We start from the raw sequence: 16,708 nt of genomic DNA on the forward strand, positions 1-16,708 counted from the left end.
AGACGATAATCGCAGTAACACTGTCTGTTGCAGCCCTGGCATTCAGCCGCCCGGTTTACGCTTTTCGTTTACCCGACGCAGCGTTTTTGCCCGGCTTTCCAGCCACAGATAGCCAAATATCGCCAGCGCCAGCGGCACGAAGAAATAGAGTACGCGATAGGCGAGCAGGGCGGCGATGACCTGGCCGTGCGCAATATGCTCGCCGGCCAGCAGCGCAATAAATACCGCTTCAAGCACGCCAATACCCGCCGGAATATGTACAATTACCCCCGCAATGCTGCTTACCAGCAGCACGCCAAGAATGAAAAAATAATGGGTTTCCCTGTCCAACAATAGCCAGATAATGGCCGCCATTACCATCCAGTTAGCCGCAGAGATCGTAAACTGCAACAGGGCAAAGCGCCAGCCGGGCAGCTCCAGGGTATGGCCGCGTACCGTTACGCTGCGCTTTTTAGCGCGAGCGCAGCACCAGAGATACGCGGCGACAATCGCCAGTAGCGCGCCCCCCAGCAGACGCAGCGTGTTTTCATCCACGTACCAGTGTGACGGCAGCGGCACCATGCCGAAGGTGAACAAGATACCGCCCAGCAAAATATAGCCAAGCCAGTTGGTGGTAATGCTAAGCGAGAAAATGCGCGTAATCGCGCTGCCCTTCAGCCCCAGGCGGGAATACAGGCGATAGCGCATGCCGATGCCTCCCACCCAGGTGCTGAGCGTAAGGTTAAAGGCATAGCAGATAACCGCCACCATCATAACCTGGCGTTTGGCGATATGATGGCCGCACCAGGCGCGCGCCATCAGATCGTAACAGCCGTAGATAAAATAGCTCACCATTACCAGCATACAGGCGCCGTATAGCGCGCGACGGTCATAATTGCGAATAACGAGCCAGACGTCTTCCCAGTCTATTTTGCGGGCATAAATCACCATCAGCGCCACGACCGCAGCAAGAAAGACGGTAGTGAGCAGTTTGCTCATGCGCTGCCATTTTCCCTTTAAGCGCGGCATCACGAATTCACTTCTGAATCGCCCGGGCGCGTGCGATCGCCGGTTTCCAGCGCCGACTGCACTGTTGATACGACCGTCATATGCGGCGTGTGGGCCGGCAACCAGCCCAGAATAGCCGGGAAGTGGCGCAGGAAGTGAAACGCCAGCACGCTAAAGCCTATTTTCCACCAGGTGCGGCGCGGCAGGTTGGCTTCGTCAATCTGATGACAGTCGCAGCGTATGAGTCGATCAAGATTATCGCGCAATTGCTGATTGAATTGCCGGCTATTAATGATGACGTTCGCTTCCAGATTCAGCGACAGGCTTAGCGGATCGAGATTGCTGGAACCCACCGTCGCCCACCTGTCGTCCATGAGCGCGACTTTACCGTGCAGCGGGCGCGGCTGATATTCGTAAATGGAAACGCCCCCTTTGAGCAGGTAGTGATAGAGCAGCCGTGCGCCCACTTTAACAATCGGCATATCCGGTTCGCCCTGTACAATCAATTTTACCCGCACCCCGCGGCGGGCCGCGTTGCGCATCGCGTGCAATAGCCGATAGCCGGGGAAAAAATAGGCATTAGCAATAATCACTTCGCGCCTGGCGTTCGCCAGCATCCTGAGGTAATAGCGTTCGATGTCTGCACGGTGCTCGTTGTTATCGCGCCAGACAAACAGCGCCTGCGCATCGCCGGGAGGGGTGTTGTCCCGGGGGGGCTGGCGGCCCTGGCGCCAGCGCGGTACATCCTCGCGCCGGGGCAGGTTGGATTCTACGTAGAGGCTAATATCTTCTACAATTGGCCCTTCAAGACGCAGCGCGTAATCCTGTTTGGCCTGAGGGCCATAGTTCAGCATGTGTTCGTCAGAAAAATTGATACCGCCGACAAACGCGACGTTCTCATCCACAACAACAATTTTGCGATGCATACGGCGAAATACGTTGGTTCGCATGCCGAATATCCGCCGCCGCGGATCGTAAAAACGCAGCACCACGCCTGCGGCCACCAGATCGCCGGCAAAAGCGTCGCTGAATTTGGGCGTGCCATAGCCGTCAAGCAGACATTCAATTCGCACGCCGCGACGGGCGGCGCTGAGCAGCGCTTCACGTAGCCGCCAGCCTAGGCTGTCTTCAAACCAGATAAACGTTTCGAGAATAATCCGGCTGCGGGCGCCTTTAATGGCGCAGAATACCGCCGGGAAGAATGTATCGCCGTTTTCAAGCAGAACAATGCGGTTGCCGTCGCGCCAGCCGTTTTTTGTCACAGATGTATCTCCACTGCCAGAGGGGCATGGTCCGAAAGATGGCGCCAGTCGTGCAGCGTCAGCGCTTCAGGATGACTGGCGGAGGCATTTTTAACGTAAATACGATCGAGGCGCAGCAGCGGAAAGCGCACCGGGAAAGTACGCGCCGGGCGGCCGTAAGCCCGGGTGAAGACTTCATCCAGCCCGGCAATATTACGCAGCGGGCGATTAGCGCGCTGACGCCAGTCGTTGAAATCACCGGCCACCACCACCGGTTCGTTTGCGGGCAGGCGATTAACGTGTTCGGCTAACAGCCTGAGCTGCACGGTGCGATGGCGCTCCCGTAACCCAAGATGGGCGCAAATAATATGCACAGGCGCCGGTAACCCGGGCAGTGCGATGACGCAGTGCAGCAGCCCGCGTTTCTCATGGCCGCTAACGGAAATATCAAGATTCTCGTATTGTGCTATCGGATAACGTGACAGCACGGCGTTGCCGTGGTGCCCTTCCGGATACATCGCGTTGCGGCCGTAAGCATAGTCCTGCCAGAGAGTATCTGCGAGGAACTCGTAGTGGGGGGTTGCCGGCCAGCCTTCAATTTGCAGGGCGTGAATGTCGTGCGCGCCCAGGACTTCCTGTAGGCAGACAATATCTGCGCCCACGCTGCGCACGGCTTCACGCAGTTCCGGCAGAATGAAACGCCGGTTAAAAGCGGTGAAGCCTTTGTGGGTGTTGATGGTAAGTATCCGTAATGAAAATCGCGATGTTGCTTCTGCCATGCGTCTCCCGATCGGGCTTTCCGTATAAAAATAAAGTGTAGTCTCTGTCACAAAAAGTTTGCGGCTTCGAGAATTTTCCTTAAAGTACGGTAGTCTTACGTTTGTCTCATAGACAGGAAGAAAATCTATAAGGAGAGAAGCCATGAAATGGCAACAACGTATTCGTGTCGCAACTGGCCTTAGTTGCTGGCAGATTATGCTGCATTTGCTGGTGGTGGCGTTGCTCGTTATGGGCTGGATGAGTAATGCAATGGTGCGCGTGGGGCTGGGGCTTTGCGTGCTGTATGTGCTGACGGTTGCGCTGATGTTGGCCTTCCAGCGTTACCCTGACGGGTGGCGGCGGGAACTGTGCGAGTTCCTGGAAGAGATGACGACGACCTGGTATTTTGGCGCGGCGCTGATAGCTATCTGGCTGATGTCAAAAGTAATTCATAATAATGTTTTGCTTGCCGCCGCCGGGTTGGCGGTACTGGCAGGGCCGGCGCTGTTTTCACTGATGATGAAAGACCGGCGCCGTTCAGGCAATCTTGCGGCGAAACATGGCGTACGCCGCTAATCCCGTTGTGGCTGCGATAATCAGAAGCGGCCACAGGCTTTGCCAGATGATGTTCAGGCTGGCGTCCTTCAGGTAAATTTGCTTGGTGATATCGGTAAAGTGGCGAATAGGGTTTACCCACGTCAGATTTTGCAGCCACACCGGCATGTTTTCCACCGGCGAGACATAGCCGGAAAGCAGAATGGCCGGCATCATAAAGACAAACACACCGATAAACGCCTGCTGCTGCGTCGCGCAGAAGGCGGAAATAAATAGCCCAAATCCTACCAGCGACAGCCCATAAATCACCATTGCAAAATAAAACAGCGCCAGCGAACCTGCGAACGGGATGTTATAGATAAGTATGCCTACCGCCAGCACGATAGAGGCCTGGAATATGGCGACCACCACTGCGGGCACCGCCTTGCCGATGAAAATCTGCCAGGTCGCCAGCGGCGATACCCGCAGTTGATCGAGCGTGCCCTGTTCCCGCTCGCGCGCCAGCGACAGCGACGTTACGATCATGACGCCTACGGTAGTAATCATGGAGATAAGCGAGGGGACAACGAACCATTTGTAATCCAGATTTGGGTTATACCAGTTGCGCACCACCAGTTCGCTGTTATTGCGTATCGGCTGGCCTGCCGTCATTTCCTGCTGCCAGTTTTTAACGATTTGTTGCAGGTAGTTGGCCGCAATTTGGGCGCTGTTAGAGTTGCGTCCGTCCAGGAGAAGCTGCAATTTGCTCTGCCTGCCCTGGTCGATATTGCGGGAAAAATCCGCCGGAAAGCGAATCAGCAGTAGCGCTTTTTTTGTATCCAGCGTGGGGCGAATCTCCCGCGGGCTTTTGAGCAGCAAAATATGGCTGATGGCTTTGGCCTGTGCAAAGCGCTGGGTTAGTTCCGTGGCGTGCCGCCCGTTGTCTTCGTTGTAAATGGCGACTGTGGCATTGGTCACTTCCAGCGTGGCGGCCAGCGGAAATAGCACCACCTGGATAATAACCGGCAGGATTAAAATGGCGCGCGTTTGCGGCTCACGCAGCAGCGCCTGCAGTTCTTTGCGAATAAGCGTCCATAATCGATGCAGCATAGCGTGCTTCCTTAGTCGAGACGACGTTTAGTCTTAAGCCAGGTAAGGCCGATAAACATCACGGCTGATGCAATCAGAAACAGCACATTTATCGCCAGCACCACGGGAACATTGCCCGCAAGGAACAGCGTTTGCAGCGTACTGACAAAGTAGCGTGCCGGGATGATATAAGTCACGGCGCGTACGGCTGCGGGCATACTGTCTATCTCGAAAATAAACCCGGAAAGCATTACCGAGGGGAGAAAGGCGGCGTTCAGCGCCACCTGAGCGGCATTGAACTGGTTGCGCGTCAGCGTGGAAATCAGCAGGCCCATACCCAGCGTGCTGAGTAGAAACAGGCTGGAGATAAAAAACAGCAGCAACAGGGAACCGCGGTACGGTACGCCAAGAATAAACACCGTGACCAGCATGCAAATCAGCATGGCCAGCATGCCGATAAAATAGTAGGGAATAAGTTTACAAAGCAGCAGTTCGCTGCGAGTGACTTCAGTGGAGAGCAACGCCTCCATCGTGCCGCGTTCCCATTCGCGCGCCACAACCAGCGAGGTCAGAATCGCGCCAATTACCGTCATGATGATGGTGACGGCGCCGGGGATAATAAAATGCCGGCTGATGGCCGCCGGGTTAAACCAGTAGCGGGTTTGTATATCCACCAACGGTTCAAACGATTCGCCGCGATCTGCCGCTTGCTGCTGTTGCCATAGCTGCCATACGCCCTCCATATAGCCCTGCACAAAGTTGGCGGTATTGGGTTCGCTGCCGTCGGTAATGACCTGTACAGGCGCGCGATCGCCTGCGCGCGCCATACGTGCGGCGAAGTCTACCGGGATGACAATCAGCCCGCGAATGCGCCCGGCCTGCATCATCTGCGTGAGCTGCTGGCGGTTGTCGCTAACGGTGGGCGAAATAAAGGGCGATGCGCTGATAGCGTGCGTGAAGTCCAGCGCCTCTTTACTTTGTTGTTCGAGGAGTATGCCGACCCGTAGTTTGCTGGAGTCGAGATTGATACCGTAGCCAAAGATAAACAGCAGTAGCAGCGGGATCACAACGGCAATCAGCCAGGTACTGGGATCGCGCAGAATTTGGCGCATCTCTTTCAGACACAGGGCGCGTACCCGGCGCCAGACCAGAAGGGAGTTAGCTGCCACTGGCGTGCTCCTTATCCCAGCGGTGAATCAGTGTAATAAACGCCTGCTCCATAGTGGGATCGGCGTACTCGGCATCGGCTGCCTGCTGTTTGAGAGCGTCGGGCGTACCGCTGGCGATAAGTTTGCCGTGGTAAACCAGGCCGATGCGGTCGCAGTATTCAGCTTCATCCATAAAGTGGGTGGTAACCATCACCGTCACGCCTCGCTCGACCATGCTGTTAATATGAAGCCAGAATTCGCGACGCGTAAGGGGATCGACGCCTGATGTCGGCTCGTCCAGGAATAAAATATCCGGCTCATGCATGAGCGAACACGCCAGCGCCAGGCGCTGTTTAAATCCCAGCGGCAGAGAGTCGGCCGTATGGTTAAATATTGGACGCAGGTTGAACGCGCCGCTCATGCTGGCGATTTTATCGTTTTGCGCGCGCCCGCGCAGGCCATAAACGCCGGAGAAAAAGCGCAGATTTTGCTCCACGGTCAGATTGCCGTATAGCGAAAATTTTTGCGCCATGTAGCCAAGGCGCTGGCGCGCTTTGCCGGTACTGGTCTTCAGATCCATATTCAGCACCAGCGCCTTGCCGGAGGTAGGCGCCAGCAGGCCGCACATCATTTTAAACGTGGTGGATTTGCCTGCGCCGTTGGGGCCGAGCAGACCGAAAATTTCGCCGCGCGTGACGCTGAAGTCGACGTCGTCAGTAGCGGCAAAATCGCCAAATTTTTTCGTTAACCCACGCGCTTCGATCACCGTTTCATCTTTACTGCCTTCAACATGGCGCAGAATGGCGCCCAGCGGTGATTCGGCAGCGCCCGCGCCGCCGAGAAGATCGATAAACGCATCTTCAAAGCGCGGCGGGGTTTGCGCCAGGCGCTCGGGAGATAATGTAAGGCTGTCGGCCACGGTATCCATGCTGGCATCCTTTTTCAGTATGATGCGTACGGATTTTCCCTGAATAACGCCATCGCTTACCTGCGGCAGTCTGAGCGCCTTTTGCAGAAGCTGACGGTTATTTTCATCCGGGCTGGAGATAAGCCAGCTACGTCCGGCCATTTGGGTCGTTAGCGCTTTCGGCTCGCCGCACCACAGCACTTCACCTTCGTTTAACAGGATAATTTCGCGGCACTGTTCGGCCTCGTCCAGGTATGAGGTGCTCCAGAGAATCAACATGCCTTCACCGGCAAGCTCATGCACCATTTGCCACAGCTCGCGGCGGGAGATAGGATCGACCCCAACGCCGGGTTCGTCGAGCAGCAGCACGTCCGGCTGGCCGACCAGCGTGCAGGCCAGCCCCAGCTTTTGTTTCATGCCGCCGGAAAGCTTGCCCGCCAGCCGCCTGGTAAACGGCGCCAGTGCGGTGAATTCAAGCAGGCGCGTAAACGTTTTTTTGCGCTGTTCGCCGGCGACGCTACGCAGATCGGCGTACAAATCGAGATTCTCCTGTACGGTGAGATCCTCATACAGGCCGAATTTTTGCGGCATATAGCCCAGGCGCGCGTGCAGCGCGCGATCGTCGCGTATCGGGTTTAAACCGATAACCTTAATCTCGCCTTCGCTGGGCTCCAGCAGCCCGGCAAGCATACGCATTAGCGTGGTTTTGCCCGCACCGTCTGGCCCCACCAGCCCGGTAACGCCGCCTGCGCGCACGGTGGCGTTAAGGCTTGCTACCGCTGGTTTGCGCATGCCCTTAAAACGGCGCACAACGTTTGCCAGCGTGATTGTATCGTCAGCGCCTGTCATTGCGCGCTCCGTCGCTGAAATGCACGGTAACCGGCATTCCCTGACGCAGCGCGTTATCGGGATCGGTAACAATAATGCGCAGGCGGTAGACCAGATCGGTACGCAGGTCGGGGGTTTCTACGGTTTTAGGAGTGAACTCGGCGGTTGGAGAGACAAAGCCAATTTTTCCCTGATACGGCTTATCGGGACGGCCATCGGTGTATATCAACACCGTCTGGCCGGGCTGCGCCTGGCCGAGATTGATTTCATCAATATAGGCGCGTACCCAAACGGGGCGGGTTAGCGAGAGCGTCAGTACCGGGTTGCCTGCATTAAGCATCGTTCCCGGCTCGACGGCGCGCGTCAGCAGCGTACCGTCTGACGGCGCGACAAGCGTGGTGTCCTGTAAATCGAGTTTTGACTGCGCAACCCTTGCTGCGGCCTGCGCCAGGCTTGCTTTGGCCTGGGCGATTTCCTGAGGACGATTGCCGGTGCGAAACTGGTTAAGTTTATCCTGGGCCGCCTTCAGGTTCGCCTGCGCCTGATCGCGGGAAGAACGTGCGTTTTCGAGATCGTTTGCCGGGATAACGCGGGTTTTCCATAGCCCTTGCTGGCGTTGATAAAAGTTTTGTGCATAAGCGGCGACAGCCTGCGCCTGCCTGACGGCGGCGGCGGCCTGGGCTATTTCTTCGGCGCGATAGCCTGCTTTTACCAAATCGTACTGCGCCTGCGCGGCCTGCGCGTTGGCCTCGGCCTGATGTAGCGCGTTAACGTAGGGCGCGCGGTCAAGCGTTCCCAGCTCCTGCCCGGCTTTGATGGCGTCGCCTTCGTCAACATTGAGCGCTTCCAGGCGCCCGCTTACGCGAAAACTCATATTGACGGTGCGGATATCCACGTTGCCGTAGAGCGTCAGCGGCTTATCTTTCTGGCTTTGCTGCCAGAGCCATCCGCCGACGGCCAGCAGCACGATGACAGCTAAAACTGCCGCAATGGATTTACGGATTTTCATTCTTAACGTCTCCTTGCTGCGTAGATAATCCCTGCAAAATAAAATCGACCTGCTGCAAGATAACTTTTGCGATCAGTTGAGATCGCGCTTTGGTAAATTGTGTCCATCCACAGCGCATAAAGAGGGTTTCCTGAGTAAGGCGAAAGCCCACCATTGCGCCTATTAAGCTGTGTACGTGCAAAATAGTTTCGGTCGCGTCGGCATCTTGCCCCGTATAGCGCGCTATAAGGCGGGAGAAATACTGATAAAGAGGTGCGATCATACGTTCATGAAGAATAGCGTAGGCGTCTGTTGGCGCAAGCTGCTCTCGGGATACAAATTTGCTCAGTTGTAGCGTGTCGTCTTTCGTGAGTAATTCCGTTGTCAGGCGGCAGGCGCGGTGAATAACGTTGCGGATAGCGGCCTTATCGGGCGGTGCGGCGTCAAGCAGGTATTGTGTCCGCTCAATGTGCTCTTGAAAATGCTGGTTGAAAAAGTCGGCAACCCAGCAGGCGGATGCAAGATAAAGTTTTTCTTTCGAGCCGAAATAGTAGGTGATGGCGGCAATGTTTTGCCCCGCCTGCGCGGCGATATCGCGGGTTGTGGCGTGCATACCGTATTCGCCAAACTGGGCGATTGCAGCCTGGATTAGCTGATTTTTCGCCTGTTCGCCGCGTGGCGTAGGCGGGGCAGAAAATGAAGGCATACGGTCAGTATAAAGCTAATCAATCGATTGATTAACTTTACTCAGTCGCCAAATTTTTGTCCACTTCACGCCGTCAGGCGGTAAACCGGGCTAAAAAAGGTTTAAGGTTACGTGGGCGCGCCGTTTACTTAAATCGCGGTAACAAAGAGGGCGCCATCAACGGTGAACGGGCAAAGCAGGACACCGCGGTCTGCGTTGCAAGCGCCTGCGCCGGCGCGTAAATATCACTGCTTCGCGGCGCGCTCGCCTCACGGCCAGCGGCCCTGTCTCGTGCCGTTTCAGTCCGCATCCTGTATTCCCGGCGCGCTTTTTTCCCTTGCCTGCGCTCGCCGTTTTCAGCGTTCGTCAGCCCCCGCTGTAAGCCTGCAGGCGTTAAAAGCGAACAGGGAGGGGGCCACAGCATGGCATGGATTTTTTGCATTAACAGGAATCGTTATTCGCAAACGGGCTTAACCGACTGGCGTCAGGCTAAAAAGGGAGTTTTTGTGCGCTGTCCCACAAAAGCTGTTACACTCCGCAGCCTGAACGGCACTGTGGTTTGTGCCTCTTAAAATAGCCGGGGTCCCGGCTTCATAATCCCCCTGGAAACTACACCGGTTGCCCGGTCAGGGCGGGTCTGGAGTAGTTATGTCTTTTGATTCTCTTGGGTTAAGTCCCGATATCCTGCGCGCAGTGGCCGAGCAGGGTTACCACGAGCCGACGCCGATTCAGCGCCAGGCGATCCCGGTTGTTCTGAGTGGCCGCGACCTGATGGCCAGCGCCCAAACGGGTACCGGCAAAACAGCGGGGTTTACGCTGCCTTTGTTGCAGCGCCTGACCCAGGAAAACGCGCATGCGAAGGGGCGTCGCCCGGTACGTGCGCTCATTCTGACGCCCACTCGCGAGCTGGCGGCTCAGGTGGGAGAAAACGTACGCGAATACAGCAAGTATTTGAATATTCGTTCGCTGGTGGTATTCGGCGGCGTCAGTATCAACCCACAGATGATGAAGCTGCGCGGCGGGGTGGATATCCTGATTGCAACGCCCGGCCGCCTGCTTGATCTTGAGCACCAGAATGCCGTTAAGCTCGACAGCGTGGAGATTCTGGTACTGGATGAAGCCGATCGCATGCTGGATATGGGCTTTATTCACGATATTCGTCGCGTGCTGGCAAAGCTGCCGCCACGCCGCCAGAATTTGCTGTTTTCGGCCACCTTCTCCGACGACATCAAACAACTGGCTGAAAAATTGCTGCATAACCCTGAAGAAGTGGAGGTCGCGCGCCGCAATACTGCGTCTGAACAGGTAACGCAGCACGTGCATTTTGTAGATAAAAAGCGCAAGCGTGAACTGCTGTCGCTGATGATAGGCCAGGGCAACTGGCGCCAGGTGCTGGTTTTTACCCGCACCAAACATGGCGCAAACCATTTGGCCGAGCAGCTTAATAAAGACGGCATTACTGCTGCAGCGATTCATGGAAACAAAAGCCAGGGCGCCCGTACGCGCGCGCTGGCAAATTTCAAAAGCGGCGAGATCCGTGTCCTCGTTGCGACTGATATCGCCGCGCGCGGGCTGGATATCGAGGAACTGCCGTACGTCGTCAATTATGAGTTGCCAAACGTACCTGAAGACTATGTACACCGCATTGGCCGCACGGGCCGCGCGGCTGCGACCGGAGAGGCGCTGTCTTTGGTCTGTGTGGATGAACATAAGTTGCTGCGCGATATTGAAAAACTGCTTAAGCGAGAAGTGCCGCGCATCGCGCTGCCAGGCTTTGACCCCGATCCGTCCATTAAGGCGGAGCCGATTATAAACGGCCGCCAAAGCCGTGGCGGGCGCGGCCAGGGGCAGCCGCGAAGCCGCGCTCCGCACCCTCAGGGCGAGGGGCATCGTCAGAACCGTTCACGCAGTGAAGATCGCCGCAATCGCGTTCAAAAAGAAGGCGATCGCCGGGAGCGTACTTCGGCAGAAGGGCCGCGCGCCGCGCGCCCTGCCGGTGAGCGCTCGCGTCGCCGCAGTGGCCATACCGGCTCTGCACATTAAGCTGTATCCCTTAATCCAGCATCATGAGGATTAAGGGACACAGCCTGATGCTTTCGGTCTTTTTCTCATTCGAGCCGCTCCCTGGCGGACAGTTTTGTTCATTAGCCAGGGAGGCGTTAAGCACGGTAAAAAAGCCAGTGAAATCCGCCATCGCCTTTTTGCGATGGCGGATTTTTACTTATCCGTACCGGTTCGCAAGCCAACATAAATACTGTGATAAAACGTATTCCTTGCCGGAAACGGCATTCCAGCAAAGGAAAAGGAGGTGTTGTCTGCGGTTGAAAAATGGGACAATAGTGGCTGTTTATACAGTGGATATGGTTATCTATGGCATTGTCCGCCGCGCAGAAAGCGCAAATAGCCGCCTGGTATAAGGCGTTGCAACAGCAAATTCCTGATTTTGTCCCCCGTTCTTCCCAGCGTCAGATGATTGCAGAAGTGGCAAAGACGCTGGCAGGCGATGAAGGGCGGCATTTAGCCATTGAAGCGCCGACCGGCGTAGGTAAAACGCTGTCGTACCTGATTCCGGGCATTGCGCTGGCGCGCGATGAGCAAAAAACGCTGGTTGTCAGCACGGCGAACGTGGCGCTGCAGGATCAGATTTTCACGAAGGATTTGCCGCTGCTGGGAAAAGTGATTCCCGGGCTGAAGTTTACCGCAGCGTTTGGGCGCAGGCGCTATGTTTGTCCGCGTAATCTGAGTGCGCTGGCTGCCAGCGAAGGCAGCGCTCAGGGCGATTTGTTGGCGTTTCTTGATGATGCCGTCACGCCCGCCAGCCGTGAAGAGCAGGCGCTATGCGTAAAGCTGAAAAGCGAACTTGACGGGCAGAGATGGGATGGGGTGCGCGATCATACTGATAAGGCCGTTAGCGAGGGATTGTGGGCGCGTCTGAGTACCGATAAGGTCGGCTGCCTTGGCGCCAACTGCCAGTGGTACCGCGAATGTCCGTTTTTTGTCGCGCGACGTGAAATTGGCGAAGCAGAGGTCGTAGTGGCTAATCACGCGCTGGTGATGGCGGCGCTGGAGAATGAGTCTGTGCTTCCGCCTGCAAAGAATCTGCTGCTGGTGCTTGATGAAGGGCACCATATACCCGACGTGGCGCGCGATGCGCTGGAAACCGGCGCGGAAATCAGCGCCGGCTGGGGGCGGCTGCAGCTTGATTTATTTATGAAGCTGATTGCCGCCTGTCTTGAGCAGTACCGCCCCAAAACTGTGCCGCCGCTGGCGACTGCGGAGCGGCTGAGTAGCCACTGCGAGGAAACTGCCGAGCTTTTAGCCTCTGTGGCGCGTATCATGATTTTATTGCTGCCCGGCGAAGGGGAGGCGGAATATCGCTTCGAAATGGGCGTTCTGCCCGATGAACTGCGGGGCATGGCGCAGCGGCTGGCAAAGCTGATGGATGCGTTGCGCGGTCTGGCGGAGGCGTTTGTGAACGATCTTAGCGAAAAGACCGGGCAGCACGATATTGCGCGCCTCTATCGCCTTATTTTGCAGATGAATAAGGCGCTCGGCCACTTTGAAAGCCAGAGCAAACTCTGGAAGCTGGCGTCAACGGAGCATTCATCCGGCGCGCCGGTCTGTAAGTGGGTGACGCGTACTCTGCGCGAAGGGCAGTCGCATTTGTATATGTATTGCGCAGGGATTCGCGTTAGCGATCAGTTGGAAAAATTGCTGTGGCGCAGCGTGCCGCATGTGGTCGTAACTTCAGCGACGCTGCGCTCGTTGAACAGTTTTGCGCGTTTGCAGGAATTGAGCGGTCTGAAAGAAAAGGCGGGCGATCGCTTCATTACGCTGGACTCGCCGTTCAACCACGTTGAGCAGGGGCGGTTGCTGATACCTCATATGCGCTATGAGCCGGTAATGGAGCATGAGGCGTTGCATATTGCAGAAATGGCCGCCTTTTTTCGCAGTGAATTAATAAAAGATAAAGCCAGGGGGATGCTGGTGCTGTTTGCAAGCCAACGGGCGATGCAGCGCTTTCTGGATTGTGTGCCTGATTTGCGTTTGCAACTGCTGGTTCAGGGCGACAAGCCGCGTTACCGGCTGGTATCGCTACACCGCGAGCGAGTGGAAAAAGGGCAAACCAGCGTGCTGGTGGGGCTACAATCCTTTGCGGAAGGGCTGGATCTGAAAGGCGAGCTGCTAACTCAGGTGCATATCCATAAAATCGCTTTTCCGCCGGTGGATAGCCCCGTTGTGATTACAGAAGGCGAATGGTTGCGTAGCCAAAACCGTTATCCGTTTGAAGTACAGAGCCTGCCGAGCGCGTCGTTTAACCTTATTCAACAGGTGGGGCGTTTGATTCGCAGCCACGGCTGCCGGGGAGATATCGTGATTTATGACAGGCGGTTGTTGACAAAAAATTATGGAAAGCGGCTACTGGATGCGCTGCCGGTATTTCCTCTACTTCAGCCAGATGTTCCGCCAGCCCGCGCGCGATCGGTTACAAACAGAAAAAGCGCTGCGCGTCGGAAAAAGCAGTAAAGAATGCGGGGTCGTCCCGCCCTTCATGACACCAGCATAAGCAACTGTAGGTGGAGGTAACTCTATGGATTATCGTAAAATTTTAAAAGAGATCGGGCGCGGTAAAAAACATGCGCGCGATCTGGATATCGACACCGCACGCGCGTTGTATACGCACATGCTTAACAGTGAAATACCCGATCTGGAACTTGGCGGGATATTGATGGCGCTACGGATTAAAGGAGAAGGCGAAGCCGAGCTGCGTGGTTTTTATGACGCGATGCAGCATAATACTATCGCCCTGACGCCGCCGGCCGGGCGTCCCATGCCTGTGGTGATTCCTGGCTATAACGGCGCGCGCAGGCAGGCGAATTTAACGCCGTTGCTGGCTATTTTGCTGTGTCGGCTGGGGTTTCCCGTGCTGGTGCATGGCGTAAGCGAGGATCCCACGCGCGTCATTTCTGAAACGATATTTGAATTACTGGGGATGCATGCCGTTCACAGCGCCGGGCAGGCGCAGGCAAAGCTTGAAGAATCCCGTAGCCCGGTAATTGTGCCTGTCGGTACGCTTTGCCCCTCGATGGAAAAATTGCTGGCGCTGCGCTGGCGGCTGGGTGTGCGTAGCAGCGCTCATACCCTTGCTAAACTTGCAACGCCTTTTGCTTCTGGTGAAGCGCTGCGTCTGGCGAGCGTTTCTCACCCGGAATATGCCGTTAAGGTTGCGCAATTTTTTACCCTGACAAAGGGGCGAGCGCTACTGATGCAGGGGACCGAAGGCGAAGTTTACGCCAACCCGCAGCGCTGCCCCCGGATGAGCCTGATTGATGAGCAGGGTGTGCATATTCTTTATGAACGTGAAGAGCAAGCCTCTGCGCAGAGGGTGGTTTTGCCGTTAGAGAAAGATGCCGAGACGACAGCCCGCTGGACTGAGCGCTGTGCTGCGGGAGGTGAGCCTGTGCCTCAATCGATAAAGATTCAACTGGCCTGCTGCTTAGTTGCAAGCGGCGAAGAAAGGGCGTTTGCCGCAGCGATACGGCACGTTAACGCTGTTTTTCCGACCTGAGAAATAAAAAGGCCCGCAAGTGGCGTGCGGGCAAACAGGGTAATACCAGGGTTATTACCAAAGAAAGCTAACGGTATTGCCGGTTATTTATAGATTTCAGCCGTGCCGTGCATCAGGTTATAGCCCGATGTGGACGTAATTTTGAATGTACTGGCGCCTTTGGCGCTGGCTTTTTCCGCCAGCTTGTTTTCCAGCTCATTCAGAGTGTAAGCGCCGGAGGCGGAAATAACGCCAATTTTTTCGCCTGGTTCGGCGTGACCGACGCTAACTTCCTGCGCGGCGAAAACGCCAAAGGAGAGAGTGGATGTTATTAATAATGCGATGGTGCGATTAACTAATTTCATTTGTTTATCTCATATTATATTTTGGTTTTGCAGGTGTTTTCCGTTGTTGCGTTTATTATTGCGATATTAATCAGTGGTTAAAACCAAAGAGAATTGACCGCTTCGTTCGAATTTTTTGAATGATGGCCGGTAGCGTATTTTTTATACACAAATACTGTGGCGGCAGGGTAAGGGCCGGTAAGTTTATCGCGATGACTGTAAACAGCATTTTCGCGCTTTTTGAGGTTGCGCTGTAGAAGAAGCCGCCTGTCTGGGCCGGGCCGTACGGTTTTTCCTGAGCGATGCCGCAACAGACGGGCATAAAGAAGCCTCTTTGTAGAGGGCTTCAGAGAGTGCTGACAACCCCCATCCTGACGCAGACAGGAGGGAGAAAACACAATAAAATTAAGTAAAATCAACGCATTGTTTTTCGTCTGCTTATCTCAAAGAAGGAAAAACCCCGTTTTTTCCTTCTTTATCAACAATCAGAAGCCTCTTTGTAGAGAGGCTTCAGGAAAGGGAGGCTTTTATTTATAAATGATGGCGGAGCCATACATCAGGTTTTTACCGCCAGCCGCGTGGATGAAATAGCCTTTTGCGCCTTTCTCACGCGCCTTTTCAGCAAGTTTTGCTTCCAGATCGTCAAGGCTTCTTATCCCCTGAGCGGAAACTGTACCAACGGGGCGTAGCTGGCTTGCTTCGCCTGACGTGAGAGGCCGCGCGGCGAACGTTGCCGGTGACAGGCTGATAAAAGCCGCAGCGGCAGTATAGATAAGATATTTTTTCATGATGCGTTCTCCCGGGTGTGAAAAGTACTGACCCAGGAACTGTCAGTACATTTTGAGTTTAGGCGAGCGTCAGGCGCGGAATTATGCAAATTTTTGACCGTGATGAGCTTAATTTTTGAACAACATTTTCTGACGAAAGCTGACAAAACAGATCGAAGCAAGCCGTTGATTTATGAGGAGTTTTTAATCTAAATGCTGACAGACAGGCTCTGGCGGCGCCCGGCGGATTTGATAGCGTTTGGCTGGCTGGTATCCGCGGCGCCAGAGAGAAGAATTGTATGCGCTATCCTGCGTTATTTACCTACGTCGCGACAACAGGTATCTTACGCCGCCGGGAAAGGAGAAAGCCTGTGAACAACCCATGCGCGACCAAACGTGGTTTACATCCCCGTAACCGTCACAATCAACGTTATAATTTTGACGCGCTCTGTGCGCAGTATCCGGCGCTGCGCGAATTTGTTCGCCCTTCGCCTGTTGGAGAGCTGACGCTGGATTTTGCCGATCCTGCGGCGGTAAAGACATTAAATCAGGCTCTGCTGGCTTTTTTTATGGCGTAAAGCACTGGGCTATTCCTGACGGATTCCTTTGCCCGCCGGTGCCCGGGCGCGCTGATTATATTCATCACCTGGCGGATCTCCTGGCCTGTGATAACGGCGGTAACATTCCGCGACAGGCAACTATTCTGGATATTGGCGTGGGCGCTAACTGCATTTATCCCCTCATTGGTCAGCATGAGTACGGCTGGCGTTTTACCGGTAGTGATGTTAATGAGCAGGCTTTACGCGCGGCGGGCGCGATTATTACAGCGAACCCCGGCTTACGTCCTGAGGAATCCCCAGTAATGGGCGGGTAAAAAAGGACG

General features: G+C 55.3%; 14 protein-coding genes and 1 pseudogene. 5 read left to right on the forward strand and 10 right to left on the reverse strand.

All coding sequences use genetic code 11. The annotated features are described in order from the left end of the window. Window positions 1-42: 42 nt before the first annotated feature. Genes JJB97_RS04195 through JJB97_RS04205 form a run of 3 tightly spaced genes read right to left on the reverse strand, consistent with a single transcriptional unit; the run spans window position 43 to window position 3,007 of the window. On the reverse strand, window positions 43-978 hold the full coding sequence (locus tag JJB97_RS04195; RefSeq protein ID WP_399198053.1) for a lysylphosphatidylglycerol synthase domain-containing protein: 936 nt from the start codon (window positions 976-978) through the stop codon (window positions 43-45). Between the two features lie 29 nt (window positions 979-1,007). Then, window positions 1,008-2,249 carry a cardiolipin synthase ClsB gene (clsB, locus tag JJB97_RS04200; protein ID WP_238712604.1) on the reverse strand — a complete coding sequence of 414 codons (1,242 nt, stop codon included), beginning with the start codon at window positions 2,247-2,249 and terminating at the stop codon, window positions 1,008-1,010. Further along, on the reverse strand, window positions 2,246-3,007 hold the full coding sequence (locus tag JJB97_RS04205) for an endonuclease/exonuclease/phosphatase family protein (protein ID WP_238712606.1): 762 nt from the start codon (window positions 3,005-3,007) through the stop codon (window positions 2,246-2,248). The genes clsB and JJB97_RS04205 overlap by 4 nt, the downstream gene beginning before the upstream one ends. Before the next feature lie 142 nt (window positions 3,008-3,149). On the opposite strand from JJB97_RS04205, the gene JJB97_RS04210 reads away from it, so the two are divergent. After that, a complete protein-coding gene (locus JJB97_RS04210; RefSeq protein WP_238712608.1) occupies window positions 3,150-3,563 on the forward strand; it encodes a YbhQ family protein in 414 nt (137 codons plus the stop codon). On the opposite strand, the gene JJB97_RS04215 is transcribed toward JJB97_RS04210, so the two are convergent. The 5 genes from JJB97_RS04215 to cecR are packed head-to-tail and all read right to left on the reverse strand — an operon-like array spanning window position 3,525 to window position 9,187. Continuing rightward, on the reverse strand, window positions 3,525-4,631 hold the full coding sequence (locus JJB97_RS04215) for an ABC transporter permease (RefSeq protein WP_238712610.1): 1,107 nt from the start codon (window positions 4,629-4,631) through the stop codon (window positions 3,525-3,527). The genes JJB97_RS04210 and JJB97_RS04215 overlap by 39 nt on opposite strands. Window positions 4,632-4,642: 11 nt before the next feature. Beyond that, window positions 4,643-5,761 (reverse strand): ABC transporter permease, encoded by a 1,119-nt coding sequence (locus JJB97_RS04220; RefSeq protein ID WP_263457856.1) that lies wholly within the window; start codon window positions 5,759-5,761, stop codon window positions 4,643-4,645. A 7-nt stretch (window positions 5,762-5,768) separates the two neighbouring features. Continuing rightward, entirely contained in the window at window positions 5,769-7,514 is a 1,746-nt protein-coding gene (locus tag JJB97_RS04225) for an ATP-binding cassette domain-containing protein (protein ID WP_238712612.1), read from the reverse strand. Beyond that, on the reverse strand, window positions 7,501-8,502 hold the full coding sequence (gene hlyD, locus JJB97_RS04230; RefSeq protein WP_263457853.1) for a secretion protein HlyD: 1,002 nt from the start codon (window positions 8,500-8,502) through the stop codon (window positions 7,501-7,503). Before hlyD ends, JJB97_RS04225 begins: the two co-directional genes overlap by 14 nt. Beyond that, window positions 8,489-9,187 carry a transcriptional regulator CecR gene (gene cecR, locus JJB97_RS04235; RefSeq protein ID WP_238712614.1) on the reverse strand — a complete coding sequence of 233 codons (699 nt, stop codon included), beginning with the start codon at window positions 9,185-9,187 and terminating at the stop codon, window positions 8,489-8,491. Before cecR ends, hlyD begins: the two co-directional genes overlap by 14 nt. A gap of 627 nt (window positions 9,188-9,814) precedes the next feature. Between cecR and rhlE the strand changes: the two genes are divergently transcribed. The 3 genes from rhlE to ybiB all read left to right on the forward strand — a co-directional run bounded on the left by rhlE (window position 9,815) and on the right by ybiB (window position 14,735). Beyond that, on the forward strand, window positions 9,815-11,209 hold the full coding sequence (gene rhlE, locus JJB97_RS04240; protein WP_238712616.1) for an ATP-dependent RNA helicase RhlE: 1,395 nt from the start codon (window positions 9,815-9,817) through the stop codon (window positions 11,207-11,209). 327 nt (window positions 11,210-11,536) lie between these two features. Further along, entirely contained in the window at window positions 11,537-13,693 is a 2,157-nt protein-coding gene (dinG, locus tag JJB97_RS04245; protein WP_238712617.1) for an ATP-dependent DNA helicase DinG, read from the forward strand. A gap of 64 nt (window positions 13,694-13,757) precedes the next feature. Further along, entirely contained in the window at window positions 13,758-14,735 is a 978-nt protein-coding gene (gene ybiB / locus JJB97_RS04250; protein ID WP_238712619.1) for a DNA-binding protein YbiB, read from the forward strand. Window positions 14,736-14,818: 83 nt separating this feature from the next. On the opposite strand, the gene bhsA is transcribed toward ybiB, so the two are convergent. Continuing rightward, window positions 14,819-15,079 carry a multiple stress resistance protein BhsA gene (gene bhsA, locus JJB97_RS04255; protein WP_238712620.1) on the reverse strand — a complete coding sequence of 87 codons (261 nt, stop codon included), beginning with the start codon at window positions 15,077-15,079 and terminating at the stop codon, window positions 14,819-14,821. Window positions 15,080-15,585: 506 nt separating this feature from the next. After that, window positions 15,586-15,846: a DUF1471 family periplasmic protein McbA gene (gene mcbA, locus JJB97_RS04260; protein ID WP_238712622.1), complete on the reverse strand. Its 261-nt coding sequence runs from the start codon at window positions 15,844-15,846 to the stop codon at window positions 15,586-15,588. A gap of 350 nt (window positions 15,847-16,196) precedes the next feature. Between mcbA and JJB97_RS04265 the strand changes: the two are divergent. Next, window positions 16,197-16,666 (forward strand): annotated as a pseudogene (locus JJB97_RS04265) (RlmF-related methyltransferase); the annotation flags it as partial. Between the last annotated feature and the right edge of the window lie 42 nt (window positions 16,667-16,708).

Source organism: Tenebrionibacter intestinalis (assembly GCF_016632365.1).
In the GTDB taxonomy this organism is placed as follows: Bacteria; Pseudomonadota; Gammaproteobacteria; order Enterobacterales; family Enterobacteriaceae; genus Tenebrionibacter; species Tenebrionibacter intestinalis.